Origin of the sequence: Advenella sp. RU8 (genome assembly GCF_048381675.1) — a bacterium.
Classification (GTDB): domain Bacteria; phylum Pseudomonadota; class Gammaproteobacteria; order Burkholderiales; family Burkholderiaceae_B; genus Advenella.
In genome coordinates this window covers 148973-167531 of record NZ_JBLWIS010000006.1, presented here as the reverse complement: position 1 = coordinate 167531, position 18559 = coordinate 148973, and the positions used below count along the sequence as shown (strand labels likewise).

15 protein-coding genes are annotated in these 18559 nt (G+C 51.9%); 7 read left to right on the top strand and 8 right to left on the bottom strand.

Features of this window, described 5'->3' with window-relative positions; translation table 11 throughout:
- Positions 1 to 311: 311 nt before the first annotated feature.
- The gene (locus tag ACM5Q9_RS09590) at positions 312 to 524 is read right to left on the bottom strand and encodes a glycine zipper 2TM domain-containing protein (protein ID WP_418144502.1); all 213 of its coding nucleotides are present in this window, start codon (positions 522 to 524) and stop codon (positions 312 to 314) included.
- A 155-nt stretch (positions 525 to 679) separates the two neighbouring features.
- Positions 680 to 2353 (bottom strand): energy-dependent translational throttle protein EttA, encoded by a 1674-nt coding sequence (ettA, locus tag ACM5Q9_RS09585; protein ID WP_418144501.1) that lies wholly within the window; start codon positions 2351 to 2353, stop codon positions 680 to 682.
- Positions 2354 to 2498: 145 nt separating this feature from the next.
- Here ettA and ACM5Q9_RS09580 point away from each other — a divergent pair, with 145 nt between their 5' ends.
- Positions 2499 to 2978, top strand: a complete 480-nt coding sequence (locus tag ACM5Q9_RS09580; RefSeq protein ID WP_418144500.1) for a hypothetical protein — start codon at positions 2499 to 2501, stop codon at positions 2976 to 2978.
- Here the strand turns inward: ACM5Q9_RS09580 and ACM5Q9_RS09575 are convergent.
- From ACM5Q9_RS09575 to pdxA, 3 genes are all read right to left on the bottom strand, one after another.
- Positions 2975 to 3904, bottom strand: coding sequence for a glycosyltransferase family 2 protein (locus tag ACM5Q9_RS09575; protein WP_418144499.1), 930 nt, complete (start codon positions 3902 to 3904; stop codon positions 2975 to 2977). The genes ACM5Q9_RS09580 and ACM5Q9_RS09575 overlap by 4 nt on opposite strands.
- A 215-nt stretch (positions 3905 to 4119) precedes the next feature.
- Complete coding sequence (locus ACM5Q9_RS09570) at positions 4120 to 4248, bottom strand: hypothetical protein (protein WP_418144498.1); 129 nt, start codon at positions 4246 to 4248, stop codon at positions 4120 to 4122.
- Between the two features lie 49 nt (positions 4249 to 4297).
- Positions 4298 to 5341, bottom strand: a complete 1044-nt coding sequence (gene pdxA, locus ACM5Q9_RS09565) for a 4-hydroxythreonine-4-phosphate dehydrogenase PdxA (RefSeq protein WP_418144497.1) — start codon at positions 5339 to 5341, stop codon at positions 4298 to 4300.
- Positions 5342 to 5553: 212 nt separating this feature from the next.
- Between pdxA and uvrA the strand changes: the two genes are divergently transcribed.
- Positions 5554 to 11247, top strand: coding sequence for an excinuclease ABC subunit UvrA (gene uvrA, locus ACM5Q9_RS09560; protein WP_418144496.1), 5694 nt, complete (start codon positions 5554 to 5556; stop codon positions 11245 to 11247).
- Here the strand turns inward: uvrA and ACM5Q9_RS09555 are convergent.
- Positions 11244 to 12557, bottom strand: a complete 1314-nt coding sequence (locus ACM5Q9_RS09555; RefSeq protein WP_418144495.1) for a UDP-2,3-diacylglucosamine diphosphatase — start codon at positions 12555 to 12557, stop codon at positions 11244 to 11246. The two genes, uvrA and ACM5Q9_RS09555, sit on opposite strands and share 4 nt — an antisense overlap.
- 190 nt (positions 12558 to 12747) lie before the next feature.
- Positions 12748 to 13560, bottom strand: a complete 813-nt coding sequence (locus ACM5Q9_RS09550; protein WP_418144516.1) for a ThiF family adenylyltransferase — start codon at positions 13558 to 13560, stop codon at positions 12748 to 12750.
- A 162-nt stretch (positions 13561 to 13722) separates the two neighbouring features.
- Here ACM5Q9_RS09550 and ACM5Q9_RS09545 point away from each other — a divergent pair, with 162 nt between their 5' ends.
- From ACM5Q9_RS09545 to purU, 5 genes are read left to right on the top strand one after another with little or no spacing between them, the layout of a single operon-like run.
- A complete protein-coding gene (locus tag ACM5Q9_RS09545) occupies positions 13723 to 14283 on the top strand; it encodes a gamma-glutamylcyclotransferase (protein ID WP_418144515.1) in 561 nt (186 codons plus the stop codon).
- Positions 14284 to 14338: 55 nt separating this feature from the next.
- The gene (gene pdxH, locus ACM5Q9_RS09540; RefSeq protein WP_418144494.1) at positions 14339 to 14971 is read left to right on the top strand and encodes a pyridoxamine 5'-phosphate oxidase; all 633 of its coding nucleotides are present in this window, start codon (positions 14339 to 14341) and stop codon (positions 14969 to 14971) included.
- A gap of 34 nt (positions 14972 to 15005) precedes the next feature.
- The gene (locus ACM5Q9_RS09535; protein ID WP_418144493.1) at positions 15006 to 15527 is read left to right on the top strand and encodes a flavin reductase family protein; all 522 of its coding nucleotides are present in this window, start codon (positions 15006 to 15008) and stop codon (positions 15525 to 15527) included.
- A gap of 2 nt (positions 15528 to 15529) precedes the next feature.
- Positions 15530 to 16648: an NAD(P)/FAD-dependent oxidoreductase gene (locus ACM5Q9_RS09530; RefSeq protein WP_418144492.1), complete on the top strand. Its 1119-nt coding sequence runs from the start codon at positions 15530 to 15532 to the stop codon at positions 16646 to 16648.
- Between the two features lies 1 nt (position 16649).
- The gene (gene purU, locus ACM5Q9_RS09525; RefSeq protein ID WP_418144491.1) at positions 16650 to 17501 is read left to right on the top strand and encodes a formyltetrahydrofolate deformylase; all 852 of its coding nucleotides are present in this window, start codon (positions 16650 to 16652) and stop codon (positions 17499 to 17501) included.
- A gap of 72 nt (positions 17502 to 17573) precedes the next feature.
- On the opposite strand, the gene ACM5Q9_RS09520 is transcribed toward purU, so the two are convergent.
- Positions 17574 to 18473: a LysR substrate-binding domain-containing protein gene (locus tag ACM5Q9_RS09520; RefSeq protein ID WP_418144490.1), complete on the bottom strand. Its 900-nt coding sequence runs from the start codon at positions 18471 to 18473 to the stop codon at positions 17574 to 17576.
- Positions 18474 to 18559: the final 86 nt, after the last annotated feature.

The following is an 18559-nucleotide window of genomic DNA, read 5'->3' as shown; positions in this document are numbered from 1 at the left end:
ATTAAAAAAAAAAATGTTTTGATTAAATCAAATTTCAATCAATACAACGAATACAAATCATCCTTATATGACAGTTTTTTAAAAAAGCTCTGAAAAAAATTGTTAAGCATGGTTATCTTTCAATAAGTACTCACCCTTCTTTGTTACACAAAAAAATCTTCTTTTATCAATTCTTAACATTGTCAGTGAAATCAACCACACTTTTCACAAACAGCCCCCCATAAAAAAAACCCGAACATCCGTAAATGTTCGGGTTTTGGGCTTGATACCGGCAAATCCAAAGTACCGGTTCACAGCGTATTTATAGGGGCTTATTTACCAACCTGGTTACCAATAACGCCACCCACTGCGGCACCACCGACGGTACCCCAACCGCTGCCACCAGTAAGCACAGCACCAGCGACACCACCAATGGCTGCACCACCAATAGTGCTTTTATCGCGTGTGCTCATATTGCCACAACCGGTTAACACCGCTGCAACAACCGCAACCAGCATTACTTTACTTACTTTTTGTGTATTCATTTCTTAAACTCCTTAAGGCATTGGCCAGATACTCAATGGTTAAAACATTATCCTGTTGCTGACAGGTTCTCAAAATTCCACCGTTTTAGCTATATTTTTACTGTTTAAATTGTATCAATATACTAATACCAAGAGATTTTGACACCAACTGAAATTTACTTCAATGCTTTATAGCGAATTCGCTTGGGTTTAGCTCCTTCCTCACCCAGGCGACGTTTTTTGTCTGCTTCATATTCCTGATAGTTGCCATCAAAAAACACAACCTGCGAATCTCCTTCAAAAGCCAAAATATGGGTCGCGATCCGGTCCAGGAACCAGCGATCATGGCTAATGACCATCACACTGCCCGCGAACTCCAGCAATGCATCTTCCAGGGCACGCAAGGTTTCCACATCAAGGTCGTTGGATGGTTCATCAAGCAGCAAAACATTGCCGCCCTTGATCAGCGTGGCTGCCAAGTGCAAGCGTCCACGTTCCCCCCCCGACAATTGCCCGACCATCTTATTCTGGTCAGAACCCTTGAAGTTAAAACGTCCCAGATAAGCACGGGCAGGCATTTCAAATTTGCCGACTGTTAGCAAGTCTGCACCATTGGAAATGAAATCAAACACGTTTTTATCATTACTCAGGGCTTCGCGCGACTGGTCCACAAAAGAGATATTGGCCGTTTGACCTATCTTGACCTCTCCGGAATCGGGCTGCTCTTGACCGACAATCATTCGGAACAGGGTAGATTTACCGGCACCGTTAGGACCAATAATACCTACGATGGCACCTGGTGGCACCTTAAAGCTCAAGTTATCTATCAGCAGGCGGTCACCAAAGGCCTTACTGACGTTTACAAATTCAATCACTTCATTGCCCAGACGCTCTGCTACTGGAATAAAGATTTCCTGGGTTTCATTGCGCTTCTGGTATTCATGTGAAGACAGCTCCTCGAAGCGGGCCAAACGTGCCTTCGATTTTGCCTGGCGTCCCTTGGGATTCTGGCGCACCCATTCCAATTCTTTCTTGATGGTTTTCTGGCGGGCAGACTCAGCAGATTCTTCCTGCTGCAAACGGTTGCCTTTTTGTTCCAGCCATGAGCTGTAGTTGCCTTTCCATGGAATACCGTGACCACGGTCAAGCTCAAGAATCCATTCCGCGGCATTGTCCAGGAAGTAACGGTCGTGAGTAACCGCCACGACCGTACCCGGGAATTTTTGCAGGAATTGCTCAAGCCACTCAACGCTTTCCGCATCCAGGTGGTTGGTGGGCTCGTCCAGCAACAACATGTCGGGTTTTGACAACAACAGGCGGCATAAGGCAACACGGCGTTTTTCACCACCTGAAAGGTGTCCGATATTGGCATCCCAGGCAGGCAAGCGCAGGGCATCGGCGGCAATTTCCATTTGGTGCTCAATGTCATCGGCCCCACTGGTTGCCGCTGCCGCAATAATCGCTTCCAGCTCAGCCTGCTCGGCAGCCAACTTGTCAAAATCGGCATCCGGCTCGGCGTATTCAGCATAAACCTCATCAAGGCGTTTACGCGCGGTAAACACCGCGCCCAGCCCTTCTTCCACCGATTCCCTGACGGTGTGATCGGGGTTAAGCTGGGGTTCTTGCGGTAAATAGCCAATATTCAGGCCAGGCATCGGAATAGCTTCGCCTTCGATGTCCTTGTCGACACCAGCCATGATTTTAAGCAGGGTTGATTTGCCAGAGCCATTCAGGCCAAGGACGCCGATTTTGGCACCCGGAAAAAAAGACAGGGAGATATCACGCAAAATCTGCCGCTTTGGGGGCACGATTTTACCGACTCGGTTCATGGTATAGACGTATTGGGCCATTTTTATATGCGTAAATATGAAAAGAACCCATTGTAGCCATTTCCAAACGTATTGTCCGTTTGGAGAATCGGGCAAGGACTCGGGAGGCACTGAAAATCCAGTACAATCAGTGGATTGAATCCACTCCTACCTATATATGATCAACATGCTTACCTTTACCGAACTTGAACTGGAACTCCTTGGCAAAACTGCCGATGCCCTTAGCGCCTACATGGGCAAACCGGTTCTGGCCGAAGTGGATTTATCTGAAGACGGTTTTGAATGGGTAATGTTTGGCGTTCCGCTGGACATTAACGACGCAGCGGAAGATGAAGAAATCGTTCATATCCAGATGGGTGGCCCGTCTGCACGTCTGCTGGGCAATGCCGGTGGCCTTGATGACTGGCAGCAAGAAGTTTATGCCTGTGAGTTCCTGTGGGGTATCCAACTGACTGAGCAGGAAAACATCCGTTTCATTCGCATTGACTATACGGGCGAAGAGGTGCAATGGGCTGAAACACTGGAAGAAATGCTGCCGTTTGCCATTAACGATGAAGAACTACCCAGTGCTGAAGATAACTGGGACGAAGACGACGACAGCGATAACGGGCCGGAAAACAACCCGCCCGCACCGACACTGCATTAATCCTGTTTTTTATCCCGCAGGTAGAGCAATAGCCCAACGGGATACATGGACGCCACCAGCAAAACAGGCATCAATCCGCGCAAGTGGGCCAGGCCGGGCAGTTTACCCCCCCCGGCCCGCAAATGCAGGCGAAAACGGGTATAACGTGCCGCCGCCATTAAAAAGGCGACAGGCTGGTACCTGAACCATGGCAAACATTCCACAACCGTATCGCGCGCCAGTAACAACAGCCCCAGGGCATGTTTTTTACTTGTTTGTGCCCCCTCTTCAGACAGGGAGCCTTCTGTGTCGTGATAAACCCGAAATACCTGATTCACAAAACGGGTTAGATACCCTTTGCGGGCAATCGCTCGCCAGACAATACTTTCAGGCACAAAACCGTCGATATTTTCAGGGAAGGGAAAATACTTCAGCACCTCTGTTTGCATGCAGCCAAACTTTTCACCTTTTACCGCATACCGGAAAGTCATGTCCATGGAAGTCATGTCCATGACATCTTCGGGGTATTTGTCGCCGACGATGCTGCCGTCTGGACGGGCACACAGGCCGGTCACGGCAATATAACCCTCACGCTGTTCTGCTGGGATAGAACGCCAGCACGCCCACATCTGGCTAAGTGCATCTGGCGGAAGAGTATCATCGCTATCAAGGACAACCAGCAAACGTCCCCAAGCCTGCTTGACACCATTGTTGAAGGCGGTTTTTTTATGCTGGTTTCTTTGCCAGACATAGCGAATGGGAAAGGGTGAATTCTCTTGCCATTGCTCTATCAGAGCACGGGTGTTATCGGTAGAACCGTCATCAATAATAAGCCATTCAAAATCACTAAAATGCTGATTACAAAGCGACTCATAAGCACGCAACAGGGTGTGTGCCCGATTATAAGTCGGCGTCAACACCGTAAACGAAAACTGATTGTCTGTCATGGCTGAAAATAATTAACGATCGAGCTTTTTATTAATGGCTGCTAAACCAAACGATGTATTAGTTTGCCACGTTAATGATGGCCAACTTGTAGGGAATCGTAAAATGCGTAATTGACATTAAAAACCAAGGCGCTACATTAAAAAGGCCGCTGTCGTGTGACAACGGCCTTGAATTTTTGCCTTACGGGCAAAACTTGCTTAACGCATTACAAGCATTAAACACGTTTTACTTTTTCTAGCATTTTGAACACGCCTTTTGGTGAGCTAACAAACAAACGTTTGAATGCTTTACCCAGGCAGCGGCGCTCAAGAGTATTACGACGGACGCGCTTGACTTCAGCCATGAGATTCTCCAGATAAATTGGTTAGCCTGCTAGTTTACTGGAATTATGTCTATTTATCAATAGATACTTTCATTTTCAGGGCCAACTCGAAAGCCACCCGCAAAGAAGACTCATCGGCAATACCCTTTCCGGCAATATCAAATGCAGTGCCATGATCAACACTAGTACGAATGAAAGGCAAGCCAACGGTCACGTTAACACCATTGTCAACCCCCAGGTATTTCACGGGGATGAGGCCCTGGTCGTGGTACTGGGTCACCACAATATCAAACTCACCCCTGCGGGCCCGCATGAATATGGTGTCTCCCGGGTAGGGGCCACTTACCTGCATGCCCTGCTCTTGCATGCAGGCAATGGCAGGGGCAATGATATTGATATCTTCCTGGCCAAAACGACCTTCTTCTCCGGCATGCGGGTTTAACCCGGCCACGGCAATACGGGGTTGGGCAATGCCCAATTGAAGACAGGCCTGGTGCGCAAGCAAGATGGCGTTGCACTCATTGTCATGAGTAATATGTTGTGGCACTTCTGACAACGGGATATGAATACTTACCAACAATACCCTGAGTTCATCGTTAAGCAGCATCATGCCGACATGCCCTGCACCGGAACGTTGCGCCAGAATTTCGGTATGGCCAGGGTAATTGACACCCGCCATTTTGAGCGATACTTTATGCAGCGGAGCCGTCACAATGGCGGCAATTTGCCCGGACATGGCGTCGTCAATCGCTTTGCAAAGGTAGGCATAAGCACCCAAGCCGGCAACTTCAGAGGCCCGGCCCATTGGCAGGTCTGCCGGAATAGGCGAAGCACAACTAATGACAGGAATATGTATAGGACCAGACCCTTGCGCGCCTGTCTGTGCCCCTGCCTGTTTCCAGGCATCAATATTGGGAAATTCCTGGACCACGATGTGACTTGCCTGCAAAAAACCGGCGGCTCGCGACAAACTGCCAGCGTCTCCGTAGACCAGCGCAGGTGCCGGCAAGCCGCGCACAAACAGTTTTACCACCAGCTCAGGGCCAATCCCTGCTGCATCTCCCATGGTAATCCCCACGGGCAAACTTGCATGTTGTGATGATTCGCCTGACATATTCCGCCTTTACAATAATATTGCCAAGCTTCAATTCTAACAGTTAATACCTGGTATTCAGGCACAATTCACCCGTGTCCACAGCAGGGTTTCATGGCAAAGGCGGCAAAGCCGTCATATAATGAATCTGGATATTTGAACAGTATCCATTTTTTCATGAAAATTTCCGGCTACAAGCCCAAAAGCCTTTAAGCATAACGGTATCCATTCACATGAGTTCTCAAATCAAGATCGTCGGCGCACGCCAGAACAACCTTAAAAACCTCGATGTCACTTTCAACACCGGAGAATTCACCGTGATTACCGGGGTCTCCGGGTCGGGTAAAAGCTCCCTGGCTTTTGATACCCTGTATGCCGAAGGCCAGCGTAAATATGTGGAAACCTTTTCCCCATATGCCCGCCAATTCCTGGACCGCATGGACAAGCCCCAGGTAGAACGCATAGACGGCATTTTGCCCGCCATCGCAATTGACCAAACCAATCCCGTGCGTAATTCGCGCAGCTCGGTGGGCACCATGACCGAACTGAACGACCACCTGAAACTGCTCTACGCCCGTGCCGCCCGCCTGTACTGTCGCTGTTGCGCCCGTGAAGTAAAAAAAGACAATCCGGAAAGCATTTACCAGGCCCTGGCAAACCTGTCCGCCCAAGCCGGTGACCCGCGACTGATCATCACCTTCCCAGTCCTTGTACCCCTTAACTATGCCGAAGCAGAAATCAAGGAATACCTGGAACAACAGGGCTATACCCGGATTCATACCGAAGAAGCCCGTACAGTCACCCGCATAGTCAAAGACAAGAAAAAGAAAGAAAAACCGGTTTCCGAAACCCAACGCGTGCTGTATGTGGTGCAGGACAGGCTGCGGTTTTCCAATGCTGAGGAATCCCGAGTCATGGAAGCGCTAGAGGCATGCCTCAAATATGGCAACGGACATTGCTCGATTTATGCATTAAGCACCGAAAACGCCCCCCTTCATACCTGGAAATTCAGTGATCAGTTGCATTGTGCCCACTGTGACATTACCTATTCCGCCCCCTTGCCCAGCACGTTTTCCTTCAACTCTCCCCTGGGCGCCTGCGAAACCTGCCGCGGCTTTGGGCGGGCCATGGGGATTGACTATGGCCTGGTGATTCCCGATGAAAGCAAGTCCCTGGAAGAAGGGGCCGTCAAACCTTGGCAAACGCCCAGTTACAGCGAGTGCCAAACCGAAATGATGCAATATGCCAAAAAAACTGGCATTCGTACAACAACGCCCTGGAACCACCTTAACCAGGCGGAAAAAAACTGGGTCCTTTACGGTGACCCCGAATGGAAAGGTGGCGCTTCTGCCTGGAAACACCAGTGGTACGGTGTACAACGTTTTTTTGACTGGCTGGAAACCAAATCATACAAAATGCACGTGCGTGTTTTGCTGTCCAAATACCGCAGCTACACGCCCTGCCCCGCCTGCCATGGCTCACGCCTGAAACCCGATGCCAATCTGTGGCGCCTGGGCGATACCCGCCAGGATGACCCGCTTTATGGCAACTACAAGCGCTTCAAGCCGGTAGGTGCCACCTGGAGCCAGGAACAACTGTCCCAACTGGGTGGCCTGGCCATTCATGACTTGATGCAACTGCCCATAGAACGGGTTCATGCCCTGTTCCAGCAACTGAAGCTGGGTGAAGAAAACGATGCCGCCATGACCCTGGTACTGTCGGAAATCCGCTCGCGCCTGAAGTTTCTTTGCGATGTTGGGCTGGGCTATCTTAGCCTGGATCGCCAAAGCCGGACCCTGTCGGGTGGCGAAGTGCAACGCATCAATTTAACAACGGCCCTCGGTACATCCCTGGTTAATACGCTGTTTGTGCTGGATGAGCCCTCTATTGGCCTGCACCCGCGTGACATGCACCGCATTATCCAGGTCATGCTGCGCCTGCGCGATGCCGGCAATACCCTGGTCGTGGTTGAACACGACCCGCAAGTCATGGTGGCAGCCAACCGGATCCTGGATATTGGCCCGGGCCCCGGTGAACGGGGTGGTGAAATCATTTTTGATGGCACCCCCGAGCAATTGCGTTCGGCCTCTTCACTAACCGGGCAATACCTGAGTGGCAAGCTGAAGGTAGAGTCGCCACTGCCCATGCCGGTGAGCGACAATACCCCAAAACTCATCCTTGAGGGGGTTCAGGCCAATAACCTTAAAAACTGCGATGTGTCGTTCCCGCTGGGGCGTCTGGTCTGCATTACCGGCGTCTCTGGTTCCGGCAAATCCACCCTGATACAGGATGTTTTGCATCCCGCCCTGCTGAAGCATTTTGGCAAGCCCACCGAAGCCCCCGGACCCTTCAGCCGCCTGCTGGGGGCCGAGCAACTGGCTGATGTAGTCATGGTAGACCAGTCACCCATTGGCAAAACCGCCCGTTCCAACCCGGCCAGCTACGTGGGTGCTTTTGATGCGATCCGCAAGCTGTTTGCCCAGGCAGCGGTTTCCCGCGAACGGGGTTATACCGCAGGCACCTTCAGTTTCAATAGCGGAGATGGCCGCTGCCCCACCTGCGGAGGCACCGGTTTCGAGCATGTGGAAATGCAGTTCCTGTCCGATGTATACCTGCGCTGCCCCGATTGCGATGGCAAACGTTTCAGGCCTGAAATACTGGAAGTAAAAGTTGAACACCTGGGCCGCAAGGCATCCATTGATGAAGTGCTGGCCATGACCGTGCATGAGGCACTGGATTTTTTCAAGGGACTACGTGAAGTGCAAACCAGCCTGATGCCACTCCTGGATGTGGGCCTGGAGTACCTGACGCTTGGCCAGCCGGTACCTACGCTGTCGGGTGGAGAGGCCCAGCGCCTTAAACTGGCTGGCCATCTTGCCACGGCCGCTCGAAGTGGCATTTCCAGCGCCAAGGTGGCCAAAAAAGGCAGCCTGTTCCTGTTTGACGAACCCACTACCGGACTGCATTTTGATGACGTGGCCCGCCTGATGCGAGCCTTCCGTAAACTGCTGGCTGCCGGCCATTCCCTGTTGATTATTGAACATAACCTGGATGTCATCCGGGCAGCAGACTGGATTATTGACCTGGGTCCTGATGGGGGTGAAGCCGGCGGTCAGGTAGTTGCCCAAGGTACGCCTGCCGATATCATGCAACATGCCACTTCCAGCACTGGACAAGCCCTGCGTGAATATGAGCAAAGCATTGTCAGCCCGGCACCCGCTAGCCTGAACGAGGTTTCTCCGGCCTACTTGGGTACCGCCCTGCGCCAGCAAGCCAACCACATGACCAGGCCGGATAAAATCGACATCATGAATGCCCGCGAGCACAATCTCAAAGGCATCAATGTGCATATCCCCCACAACACCTTTACCGTCATTACCGGCGTATCGGGTTCGGGCAAGTCTACCCTGGCCTTCGACATTCTGTTCAACGAAGGCCAGCGCCGCTATCTGGAGTCTCTTAATGCCTATGCCCGCGCAGTGGTGCAACCGGCAGGCAAGCCAGACGTGGACGCCATTTATGGGATTCCGCCTACCGTAGCGATTGAACAGCGTACCAGCCGGGGTGGCCGAAAATCAACGGTTGGCACCATGACGGAAACCCACCATTTCCTGCGCCTGCTGTATGTCAAACTGGGCACCCAGTTCTGTCCCGACTGCCATGTACCGGTAGAACCGCAAACGCCCGAACAGATTTTTTCCCGGATTTTACAAGCGCACAAGGGCCAGCACATTGGTATCCTGGCCCCCTTGGTCACGGCCCGCAAAGGCTATTACACCGACCTGGCCAAATGGGCCCAGTCCAAAGGCTATACCCACCTGCGGGTAGATGGCGACTTCATTCCCGTACAGCCCTGGCCACGACTGGACCGCTATAAAGAACACACCATAGAGTTGCCGATTGCCGACTTCGTGGTAGACGTAAACAATGAAAATGACCTGAAAGAGGCCCTGCATAAGGCCCTTGAGCATGGTCAGGGCAGCATGAGCATCATCTGGGAACTGGATCGCAACAATCCCCTGCAAACCCGCCATCTGCACCAGCAACACTTCTCGGTGAAACGTGCCTGCCCTTCCTGCGGCATCAGCTTTCCCGAACCCGATCCACGCCTGTTCTCGTTCAACTCAAAACATGGCTGGTGTCCGGATTGCTTTGGTACCGGCCTGAAAATCAGCGGTTTTGATGCCGAGCAAACCGGTGAGGAAGCCAGCTGGGTGAACACCAGTGAAGAGGAAGAAGAAGCACTGCAAGATTGCCCTTCATGCCATGGCCTGCGCCTGAACCGCAATGCCCGTGCCGTGCAATGGCAAAACAAGGCCATTACCGAACTGACCACCCTGCCGGTTTCAGAAGCCCTGGCCTTCTTTAACAATTTAAGCTTGAATAAACGGGAAGCCGACATTTCCCGTGACATTCTGTCGGAAATCAGGAACCGCCTGGCCTTCATGGAAGAAGTGGGGCTGGGCTACCTGGGTCTGGACCGCTCCGCCCCCACCCTGTCCGGCGGGGAAGCACAGCGCATTCGCCTGGCAGCCCAACTGGGTTCCAACCTGCAAGGGGTCTGCTATATTCTGGACGAACCCACCATTGGCCTGCACCCGCGCGACAACCGGATCCTGCTCAATGCCCTGGCCCGCCTTGAAGGCAATGGCAACACCCTGGTGGTGGTTGAGCACGATGAAGACACCATTCGCCGCGCCAGCCATATTATTGATATTGGCCCCGGTGCCGGCGTACGGGGCGGTACGGTGGTGGCCCAGGGCAGTTACCAGGACATTACTAGCAACCCAAATTCATTAACCGGCAAATACCTGGCCCAGCCCATTCCCCACCCCATGCAGGCACGACGCCCCATTAGCGAAGATACCGCTTTCATAACCGTCAGGAATGCCAATCTGCATAACCTGAAAAACGTGACCGCAGCCGTGCCGCTTAACCGCCTTACCGTCATTACCGGCGTATCCGGTTCAGGCAAATCCACCCTGGCCCGTGATGTCTTGCTTAATAATCTTAAGCAGTTCATTGGCAGCAAAAATGAACCCAACTGGAAAGGTTGTGAACGAATAGACGGCTGGGAGCCCCTGGACCGGGTTCTGGAAGTAGACCAGACCCCGATTGGCAAAACACCCCGTTCCTGCCCTGCCACCTACGTGGGTTTCTGGGATGACGTGCGCAGGCAATTTGCCGAAACCCGGGATGCCAAGATCCGTGGCTGGAACGCCTCGCGCTTCTCCTTCAACACCGGGGAAGGACGCTGCCCGATTTGCGAAGGGCAAGGCATGCGCACCATTGAAATGAGCTTCCTGCCTGATGTCAAAATTCACTGCGAGGCCTGCAATGGCAATCGTTTTAATAGCGACACCCTGGGCATACGCCTGCGCGACAAAACCGTGGGTGAAGTACTGCGCATGGAAATTGACGATGCCCTGCCATATTTTGCCGCCCATCCCAAAGTGTTCCGCAGCCTGCAATTGCTACAGGACGTTGGCTTGGGCTACCTGACCTTGGGGCACCCCTCTCCCACGCTTTCTGGCGGCGAGGCGCAACGCATCAAGCTGGTGACCGAACTGGTCAAGGCAAGGCTGGATGAAGGGGTAATTAAAACCGGCCGTGCCTCCAGCCGTCCCCATACCCTGTACGTGCTGGACGAGCCCACCGTTGGCCTTTCCATGGCCGACGTGGAAAAACTGATTCATGTTTTGCATCGTCTGGTGGATGCCGGCAATACCGTTGTGGTCATTGAGCACAACCTGGACATCATGGCCGAGGCTGACTGGATTGTGGATATGGGCCCTGAAGGAGGAACCGAAGGGGGTGAAGTGGTCGCCGCAGGAACCCCCGAAAGCCTGATGGCTGCCCGGGACAACTCTCATACCGGGCAGGTACTGTTTGACTTCATGGAAGGGATACAAAGGGCGGGCAGTTAATCCTTGCTCACCTGCTTGGAAATGTCGACGATGGTTCCGTCAGGCATATAACCGTAAATGGCAGCATCGGTGTCCTTTCCGGTTGTAATGACGGCGAACGTTCTGGCCGCATCAGGATAGACAGTATTATGATCAATCCAGGTGCCCTCGTTGATATATTTTTTATTGCCCACTGCCCGCATATCGGGCAAGTGGGTGTGGCCAAACACTACTACATCAATGGCTTTATCCGGATTTTGCAGATATTGCGCCTTGGCCTGGTCGAAATAGTAATCCGGGCTAAGCGTCCCAGCTGCCGCTTCAGCAAAGCTGTTTTTCACGCCAACCTGATTGATCTTCTGACGTTCGTCCCAGGTTCGTTGAAAGTTTTTATAAAGCAAAGGCGCTGAGATCGTACCATCTTGCTGCTGCACCGGATAAAAATCCTGAATAGAATAACTGCCATTAAAGCAGGCAATGCCCAAATCAAAGACCTTGTCTTCAAACCCCTCTATCTGGGTAATACGTGAAAATTCGGAGCTGAATACTTTGTAATAAAGATACGCACCGTACTGGTCAGGATTGGCGACTGGATCAGGAATATCGACAATCACAGGATAGATTTTTTTGATGACAGGTTTGCCCTGCAATATCCAGCTGGCGGCAACACGGGCATAAAAGTATCCCGGCGGCAGAAGCGTCTCTCCATCTTGGCACAGCTCCTTATTGGAGACGCTGTCAGGTGCCGAGAAAGCATCATAACGATGACCATGCTCGATGAGAATTTCCTGGCGATCACCGGTCACATATGCCCCTAAACCTTTCGCATCACGTGCTTGCACGATTCCCGGTAACGCCTCAGCCAAAATCCCGCTTTCCAGCAGCATATCGTGATTGCCGGGTATATAAACCAGTTTGATCCCCTTTTTAATCAGCTTATTCAAGGCATCCATAACATCCTGATTATTGGCGATCACCTGTTGGTAAAATTTTCCCTGATCGTTATATCTCTCGTAGGCAAGGGGCAGGTACCAGTCATCCAAGAAGTCACCGTTAATGACGACTTCACGCACATCCGGGGTATTTTCAAGCTGTTCAAGAAAATTTACCAGTAGCGTGCGATTTTTAACGGTTTCAGAATAACGGTCATCAATCCCAAGGTGTAAATCGCTGATCACCACAATTTTATTTGCAGAGGCAGAGGGGGCCCAAAGCTGCACGGCTGTTGGCGTGACGCCTGGATCACTTTTCCCTGTCCCCCCCGCAGAAACAGACAATGGCAACGCCATCTGCAGCAATAATAATGATAATGTGAGCATTCGCTTTTTCATGTTGATTTATCTCTTGATTATTTAGGGGAGTCAGGGTTGCCGGGAAGTGATTGATAATTTGGGTGTTACATGGCTTGAGTGATTTTTGATGATTTTATTGTGCCCTGAGAAGTATATACCGGGTTTTGCTCGTCCGGGTATTGAATACCCGTGCTTTGAATGTCTGGGCCTTGAACAAGGCAAGTAACCGCTATTTCAGCAGTCGGGCAATACCCGCGTTGGCAACCGCCATGCCCATGGTGGCAGTCACGGTAACACAAGACCCGTAACCGGCACAGGATAGCCCCTGAAGCGGAGCGTCGCCCGCTTGGCTTGCCTCATTTTTACCAGCTAACCACAGGTCTGGCAAAATGGCCGGCTGGTCAAACCAGAAACAATCCACATTCATTTTGGGAACCCGTTTCAGGGCCTTGCCGTTATGGTCCGAGCCTTTGGCAAAACCGTGCTGCTTGCGCAGAATATTACGCAAACGGGCCAAGAGCGCATCGTTGCGGGCCTGCGAAAGGTCTCCGGCACACAAAGCCAGGGGATTGGTCTTGCCTCCCGCCCCCCCGCACATGATCAAGGGAATTTTACGCTGGCGACAGGCCAACACCATGGCAATCTTGGCTGAGACCTGGTCAGTACAGTCTATAAAAACATCAGGGCGCCTGGCATCAAGCAATCCGTCAATGTTGTTGACATCAACAAAATCCTCAAACTGATGCACCTGGCATTCAGGATTGATGCCTTCAACGCGCTCTGCCATGGCTTGCACCTTGGCCATACCCATGGTTTGGCTCAAGGCATGAATCTGCCGGTTAACATTGGATTCAGCCACATGGTCCAGATCGGCCAGCGTCAACTGGCCAACACCGGAGCGGGCCAGGGCCTCGACAACCCAGGAACCAACGCCACCAATGCCTGCCACCATGACATGAGCACCGGCAAGGGTTTGCGTTGCTTTTTCACCATATAGCCGGCGCAAGCCACCAAAGCGACGCTCATTATTACTTTCCTGCATACTCATTTGTGTCTCTTTTGTCCTATACTGAAGTCAGGTTATTTTAACGTACATTTTTAAATTGAATTAAAAGTGAAGACTCCTCTTCCCACCGCCTTGCACAAGGCCATTGAACATATCCAGAAATTCCGCCTGTGGACCGATGAAGAACGCGAATTATCCATGCTCCAAACCCTTGCCGAACACCCGTCTCCCGATGAGATCTGGGTGTTTGGCTACGGATCATTAATCTGGCGCCCGGAATTCCGTTTTCAGGAAGACCGCCTGGCCACCCTGCAGGGTTACCATCGTTCGTTGTGCCTGTGGTCCAGCGTCAACCGCGGAACACCCGAGCAGCCAGGGCTGGTATTTGGCCTTGATTTTGGTGGAACCTGCCAAGGCAAGGTTTTCAAACTGCACAATGACAACATTCATGAACAGTTCCGACTGCTTTGGAAACGTGAAATGCCCTCTGGTGCCTACATTCCAAAGTGGATCAGGTGTGAAACCATGCTGGGGCCAATTACCGCACTTGCCTTTGTAATGGACATCAACAGCCATGCCTACGTACAAGGGCTTACCCGGGAAGAAACCCTTGATATTGTTTTGAACGCCTCCGGCACTTGTGGTCCTTGCCCCGAATATGTCCTGGAAACCGCCAATGCACTGGCCCGGGCAAGCATAAAAGATGAAGATCTTTTTGAACTGGCTGAACTTATTAAGCAACGCATTGCCAAACCGTAATCACGGTCGCTGCAGTGCTGTAAACTAACCTTTTTTACGGACTCATTTCACCGCCATGTCTATCGCCGATTTGCGCCAAAAGTACGAAAGAAACGTTTTACTCGAATCACAGCTGGCCTCCGACCCCATCACCCAGTTTTCCAACTGGTTCGAAGACGCTCGCCAAGGAGAAATCCTTGAGCCGAATGCCATGATCGTTTCAACGGTTTCCGCTGAAGGCAAACCGTCCTCCCGCACGGTCCTGTTAAAGGGTTTCGATAACGAAGGGCTGGTATTCTTTACCAGCTACGAATCCAATAAAGGCAAAGAACTAAGCGCGAACCCCAATATCAGCGCCCTGTTCTGTTGGCTTCCCCTGCAAAGACAGGTTCATCTCAACGGTCATGTCGTCAAGCTGTCCGAACAGGACTCCACCGACTATTTCAACAGCCGTCCCGAAGACTCGCGCATTGGTGCCTGGGCTTCCATCCAGAGCCGTCCCATCAGCCGTGAAGAACTTGAAGCGAGAGAGCAGCATTTCAAGGAAAAATTCGGCAGCAATATTCCCAAACCTCCCTACTGGGGCGGGTACCTGATTGTTCCCGAAACCATCGAATTCTGGCAAGGCCGGCCCTCACGCCTGCACGACCGCATCAAATACAGTAAAGACAATAATGGAAACTGGACATTCACCCGGCTATCGCCCTGATATCCCGTTTTTTTCTGATTCACAAGGTTTACCCATGAGCTTACGTGCTCCCGATTTTGATTCTCCCGCTTTTAGAACGGCATTGGGCCGCTTTGCCACTGGTGTTACCATCGTCACCACTACCCACCCCGAGACGGGCAAGCCGATCGGATTAACCGTGAGTTCTTTCAACTCGGTTTCCCTTAATCCCCCTCTGGTGCTCTGGAGCCTGACCCAAGAATCGTCCAATATCCGGGCGTTTGAACAAACCGAACGGTATATTATTCACGTACTGGCGGCCGAGCAGCTTGATCTGGCCCGCCGTTTCTCCAAGGGTTCCTCTGAAGAGCGCTTTGCCGGAGGCAACTACTCGATCAATGAATATGGGCTGCCAAAACTGGACAAGGAATGCTGCGCTGCCTGGTTTGAATGTTACAGCCGCAACCGCTACCATGAAGGGGATCACATGATCCTGATTGGTGAAGTGGAGCGTTGCGGCCATACCCACAGCTTGCCACTGGTTTACCATGCCGGCAGTTTTGACCTGACCCCGCAAGCCATTCTCAACAAGGCCTGAAAATGAGTGTAGACATTGACTGCATTATTATTGGTGCGGGCGTGGTGGGCCTTGCCATTGGCCGTAAACTGGCGATGGCTGGCAAAGAAGTGTTATTGGTTGAAGCCGAAGAAGCGATTGGCATGGGCATCAGCTCACGCAATTCGGAGGTGATCCACGCCGGCATTTATTACCCTACCAACAGCCTGAAAGCCCGGTTATGTGTACAAGGTAAAGAAATGCTGTACCGCTATTGTGAAGAACGCGGCATTCATCATCTGCGCCTTGGCAAACTGCTGGTGGCCACCTCAAAAGCACAGCTGCCACAGCTCGATAAAATACTGGCCCAGGCAAAAGCCAATCAGGTCAATGACCTGCAAAAACTGAACCGGCAAGAAGTCCTGGCCCTGGAACCCAGGCTGCATTGCGAAGCAGCCCTGCTCTCTCCTTCCACGGGCATTATCGACAGCCACGGCCTAATGCTGGCCCTGCAAGGCGACCTTGAAAACCATGGTGGACAATGTGTTTTCCATACCCCACTTGAAAGCGTGGCAATAGAAGAAGACGGAACATTCCATTGCACCTTCGGCGGTGCCGAAACCATGCACCTGCGCTGCAACACCCTGATTAATGCCGCCGGCCTGCATGCGCCCAGCCTTGCCCGCCATTTCAAAGGTCTCAACCCGGCATTTATTCCTCCCGAATACTATTGCAAAGGCAATTACTTTACCTTAAGCGGAAAGGCACCTTTCTCCCATCTCATTTACCCCATGCCCAATGAGTCAGGCTTGGGTGTTCACCTCACACTAGACTTGGGGGGCCAGGCCAAATTTGGCCCTGACACCGAATGGATAGATGAAGAAGATTATGCCGTTAATCCCATCCGTGCCAAGCAGTTTTATGCCGCCGTACGCAGTTACTGGCCAGAACTGCCCGATGACAGCCTTGAACCAGGTTATGCGGGAATTCGCCCGAAAATCGTTTCCCGCGATGAAGCCGCTGCCGATTTCATGATCTCGACACCAGCCCAACACGGCATCGCCAATCTGGTTAACCTGTTTGGCATCGAATCACCCGGCCTGACCTCCTGCCTGGCTTTGGCAGACCAGGTCTGGCAAGCACTTAACCCATCATCCCATTAAAATGCAAAAAGATTACATCCTTACCGTTTCCTGTCCCGACCGTACTGGCATTGTGCATGCCATTTCCGGCCTCCTGCTTGAACTGAATGGCAATATTCTGGATTCGCAACAATTTGGCGATGAAGAAACCCGGCGGTTTTTCCTGCGCGTGCATTTCTCACTGAACACCGCACAAGACCTGAACAGCCTTCAACAAAAATTCGCACCCCTGGGTGAACAGTTCCATATGAACTGGAACCTGTATAAAGCCCAACAAAAAGCCCGCGTCCTGATCATGGTCAGCAAGCAGGGGCATTGCCTGAATGACTTGCTGTTTCGTGCCCGCCACGGTTCATTGCCCGTTGAGATCGTGGGCATTGGTTCAAACCACCGTGACTACGAATCCCTGGCCAACTCTTACGACATTCCGTTCCATTACCTGCCCATTACCCCGGAAACCAAGGCGGCACAGGAACAACAGATTATCCAGCTGGTAGAAGACCTGAAGGTGGATTTGGTAGTGCTGGCCCGCTACATGCAGATATTGTCCAACCATTTATGCCAGGCACTGCAAGGACGTGCCATTAACATTCACCACAGCTTCCTGCCCAGCTTCAAGGGAGCACGTCCTTATCACCAGGCCCATGCCCGTGGCGTAAAAATCATTGGCGCCACCGCCCATTACGTGACGGCTGACTTGGATGAAGGCCCGATTATCGAGCAGGATATCCAGTACGTAGACCATACCATGACCGCGGATGACCTGACCCAGGTTGGCAGTGATACCGAATCATTGGTGCTGTCTCGTGCGGTGAAGCTCCATGTTGAGCATCGCATTCTGCTGAACGGGCATAAAACCGTCATCTTCAAATAAAAGCACGCCCCTTGTTCCCATGCGGGAGCGTGGAACAAGGGGCGTGAAAACGCTAAAACTGCCCATCTAGTTTCAGGCTGGCTGCAATGCCTGCGTTACCAGCCATTGCTCAAATAAATTCAGCGCCTCTGATGCCTTCCGGTCATCGGGATAACCAAAATAATATGATTTTTCTACTGGCAGTACGGCTGGCACCGGCATCACAAAACGTCCGCTTTTAATATGCCCTTTTGCTATAAACGCAGGAAACAGCCCCATGCCCAAACCGGCATCTACTGCCGCCAGTAGCATACTAAACTCCTCATACCGTGGGCCTGCCAATATCTGCGCTTCATAATCATAACGATTATGCTCATACCACTGCATCCAGGCATCAGGGCGCGTCACCATGTGCAGGTGTGTCAATTCGGGCAATGCTTTTACCCCCTTGCTTTTAACCCTGGCCAGCAACTGTGATGAACACACAGGAATTAATTCCTGTTCATAAAACAGACGAATGCTATGGGTATTGTTCCAGGGTTGCTCGGCATGATAAATAGCGGCATCCACAGGGTAATCCTTAAATAAAAAAGGCGCTGTCTTAACGGACAGGCTAATGTCGATATCAGGATACAGCCGCTGAAAATCCGCCAACCGGGGAATCAACCAGGTGGTAGCCAGCGTGGGCAGCGTACCAATATGCAGGCTGCGGCCAATCCCGGCACGGCTGATCAGGCCGAAAGTGTCCTTTTGCAATTGTTCCAGATGGTGCCTGACCCTTGCTGCATATTCAGCGCCATGTTCAGTCAGCACAATCCGCCGCCGTACCCGGGTAAACAATGACACGCCCAACCGCTCTTCCAGCCCTGCCACCTGCCTGAACACCGCACTGTGCGTCAGAGACAACTCCTCGGCAGCCCGGGAAAAAGATCCCAGACGGGCAGATGCCTCAAATGCCTGCAACGCCCCCAGATTGGGCACCCCTTTACGCATGTTTTTTCCTTTCAGACAGTTTAAAGTGACTATATTGCACCATATTGTGCGTTTTTATCAATTGCCATGTGAATAAATGGCACATA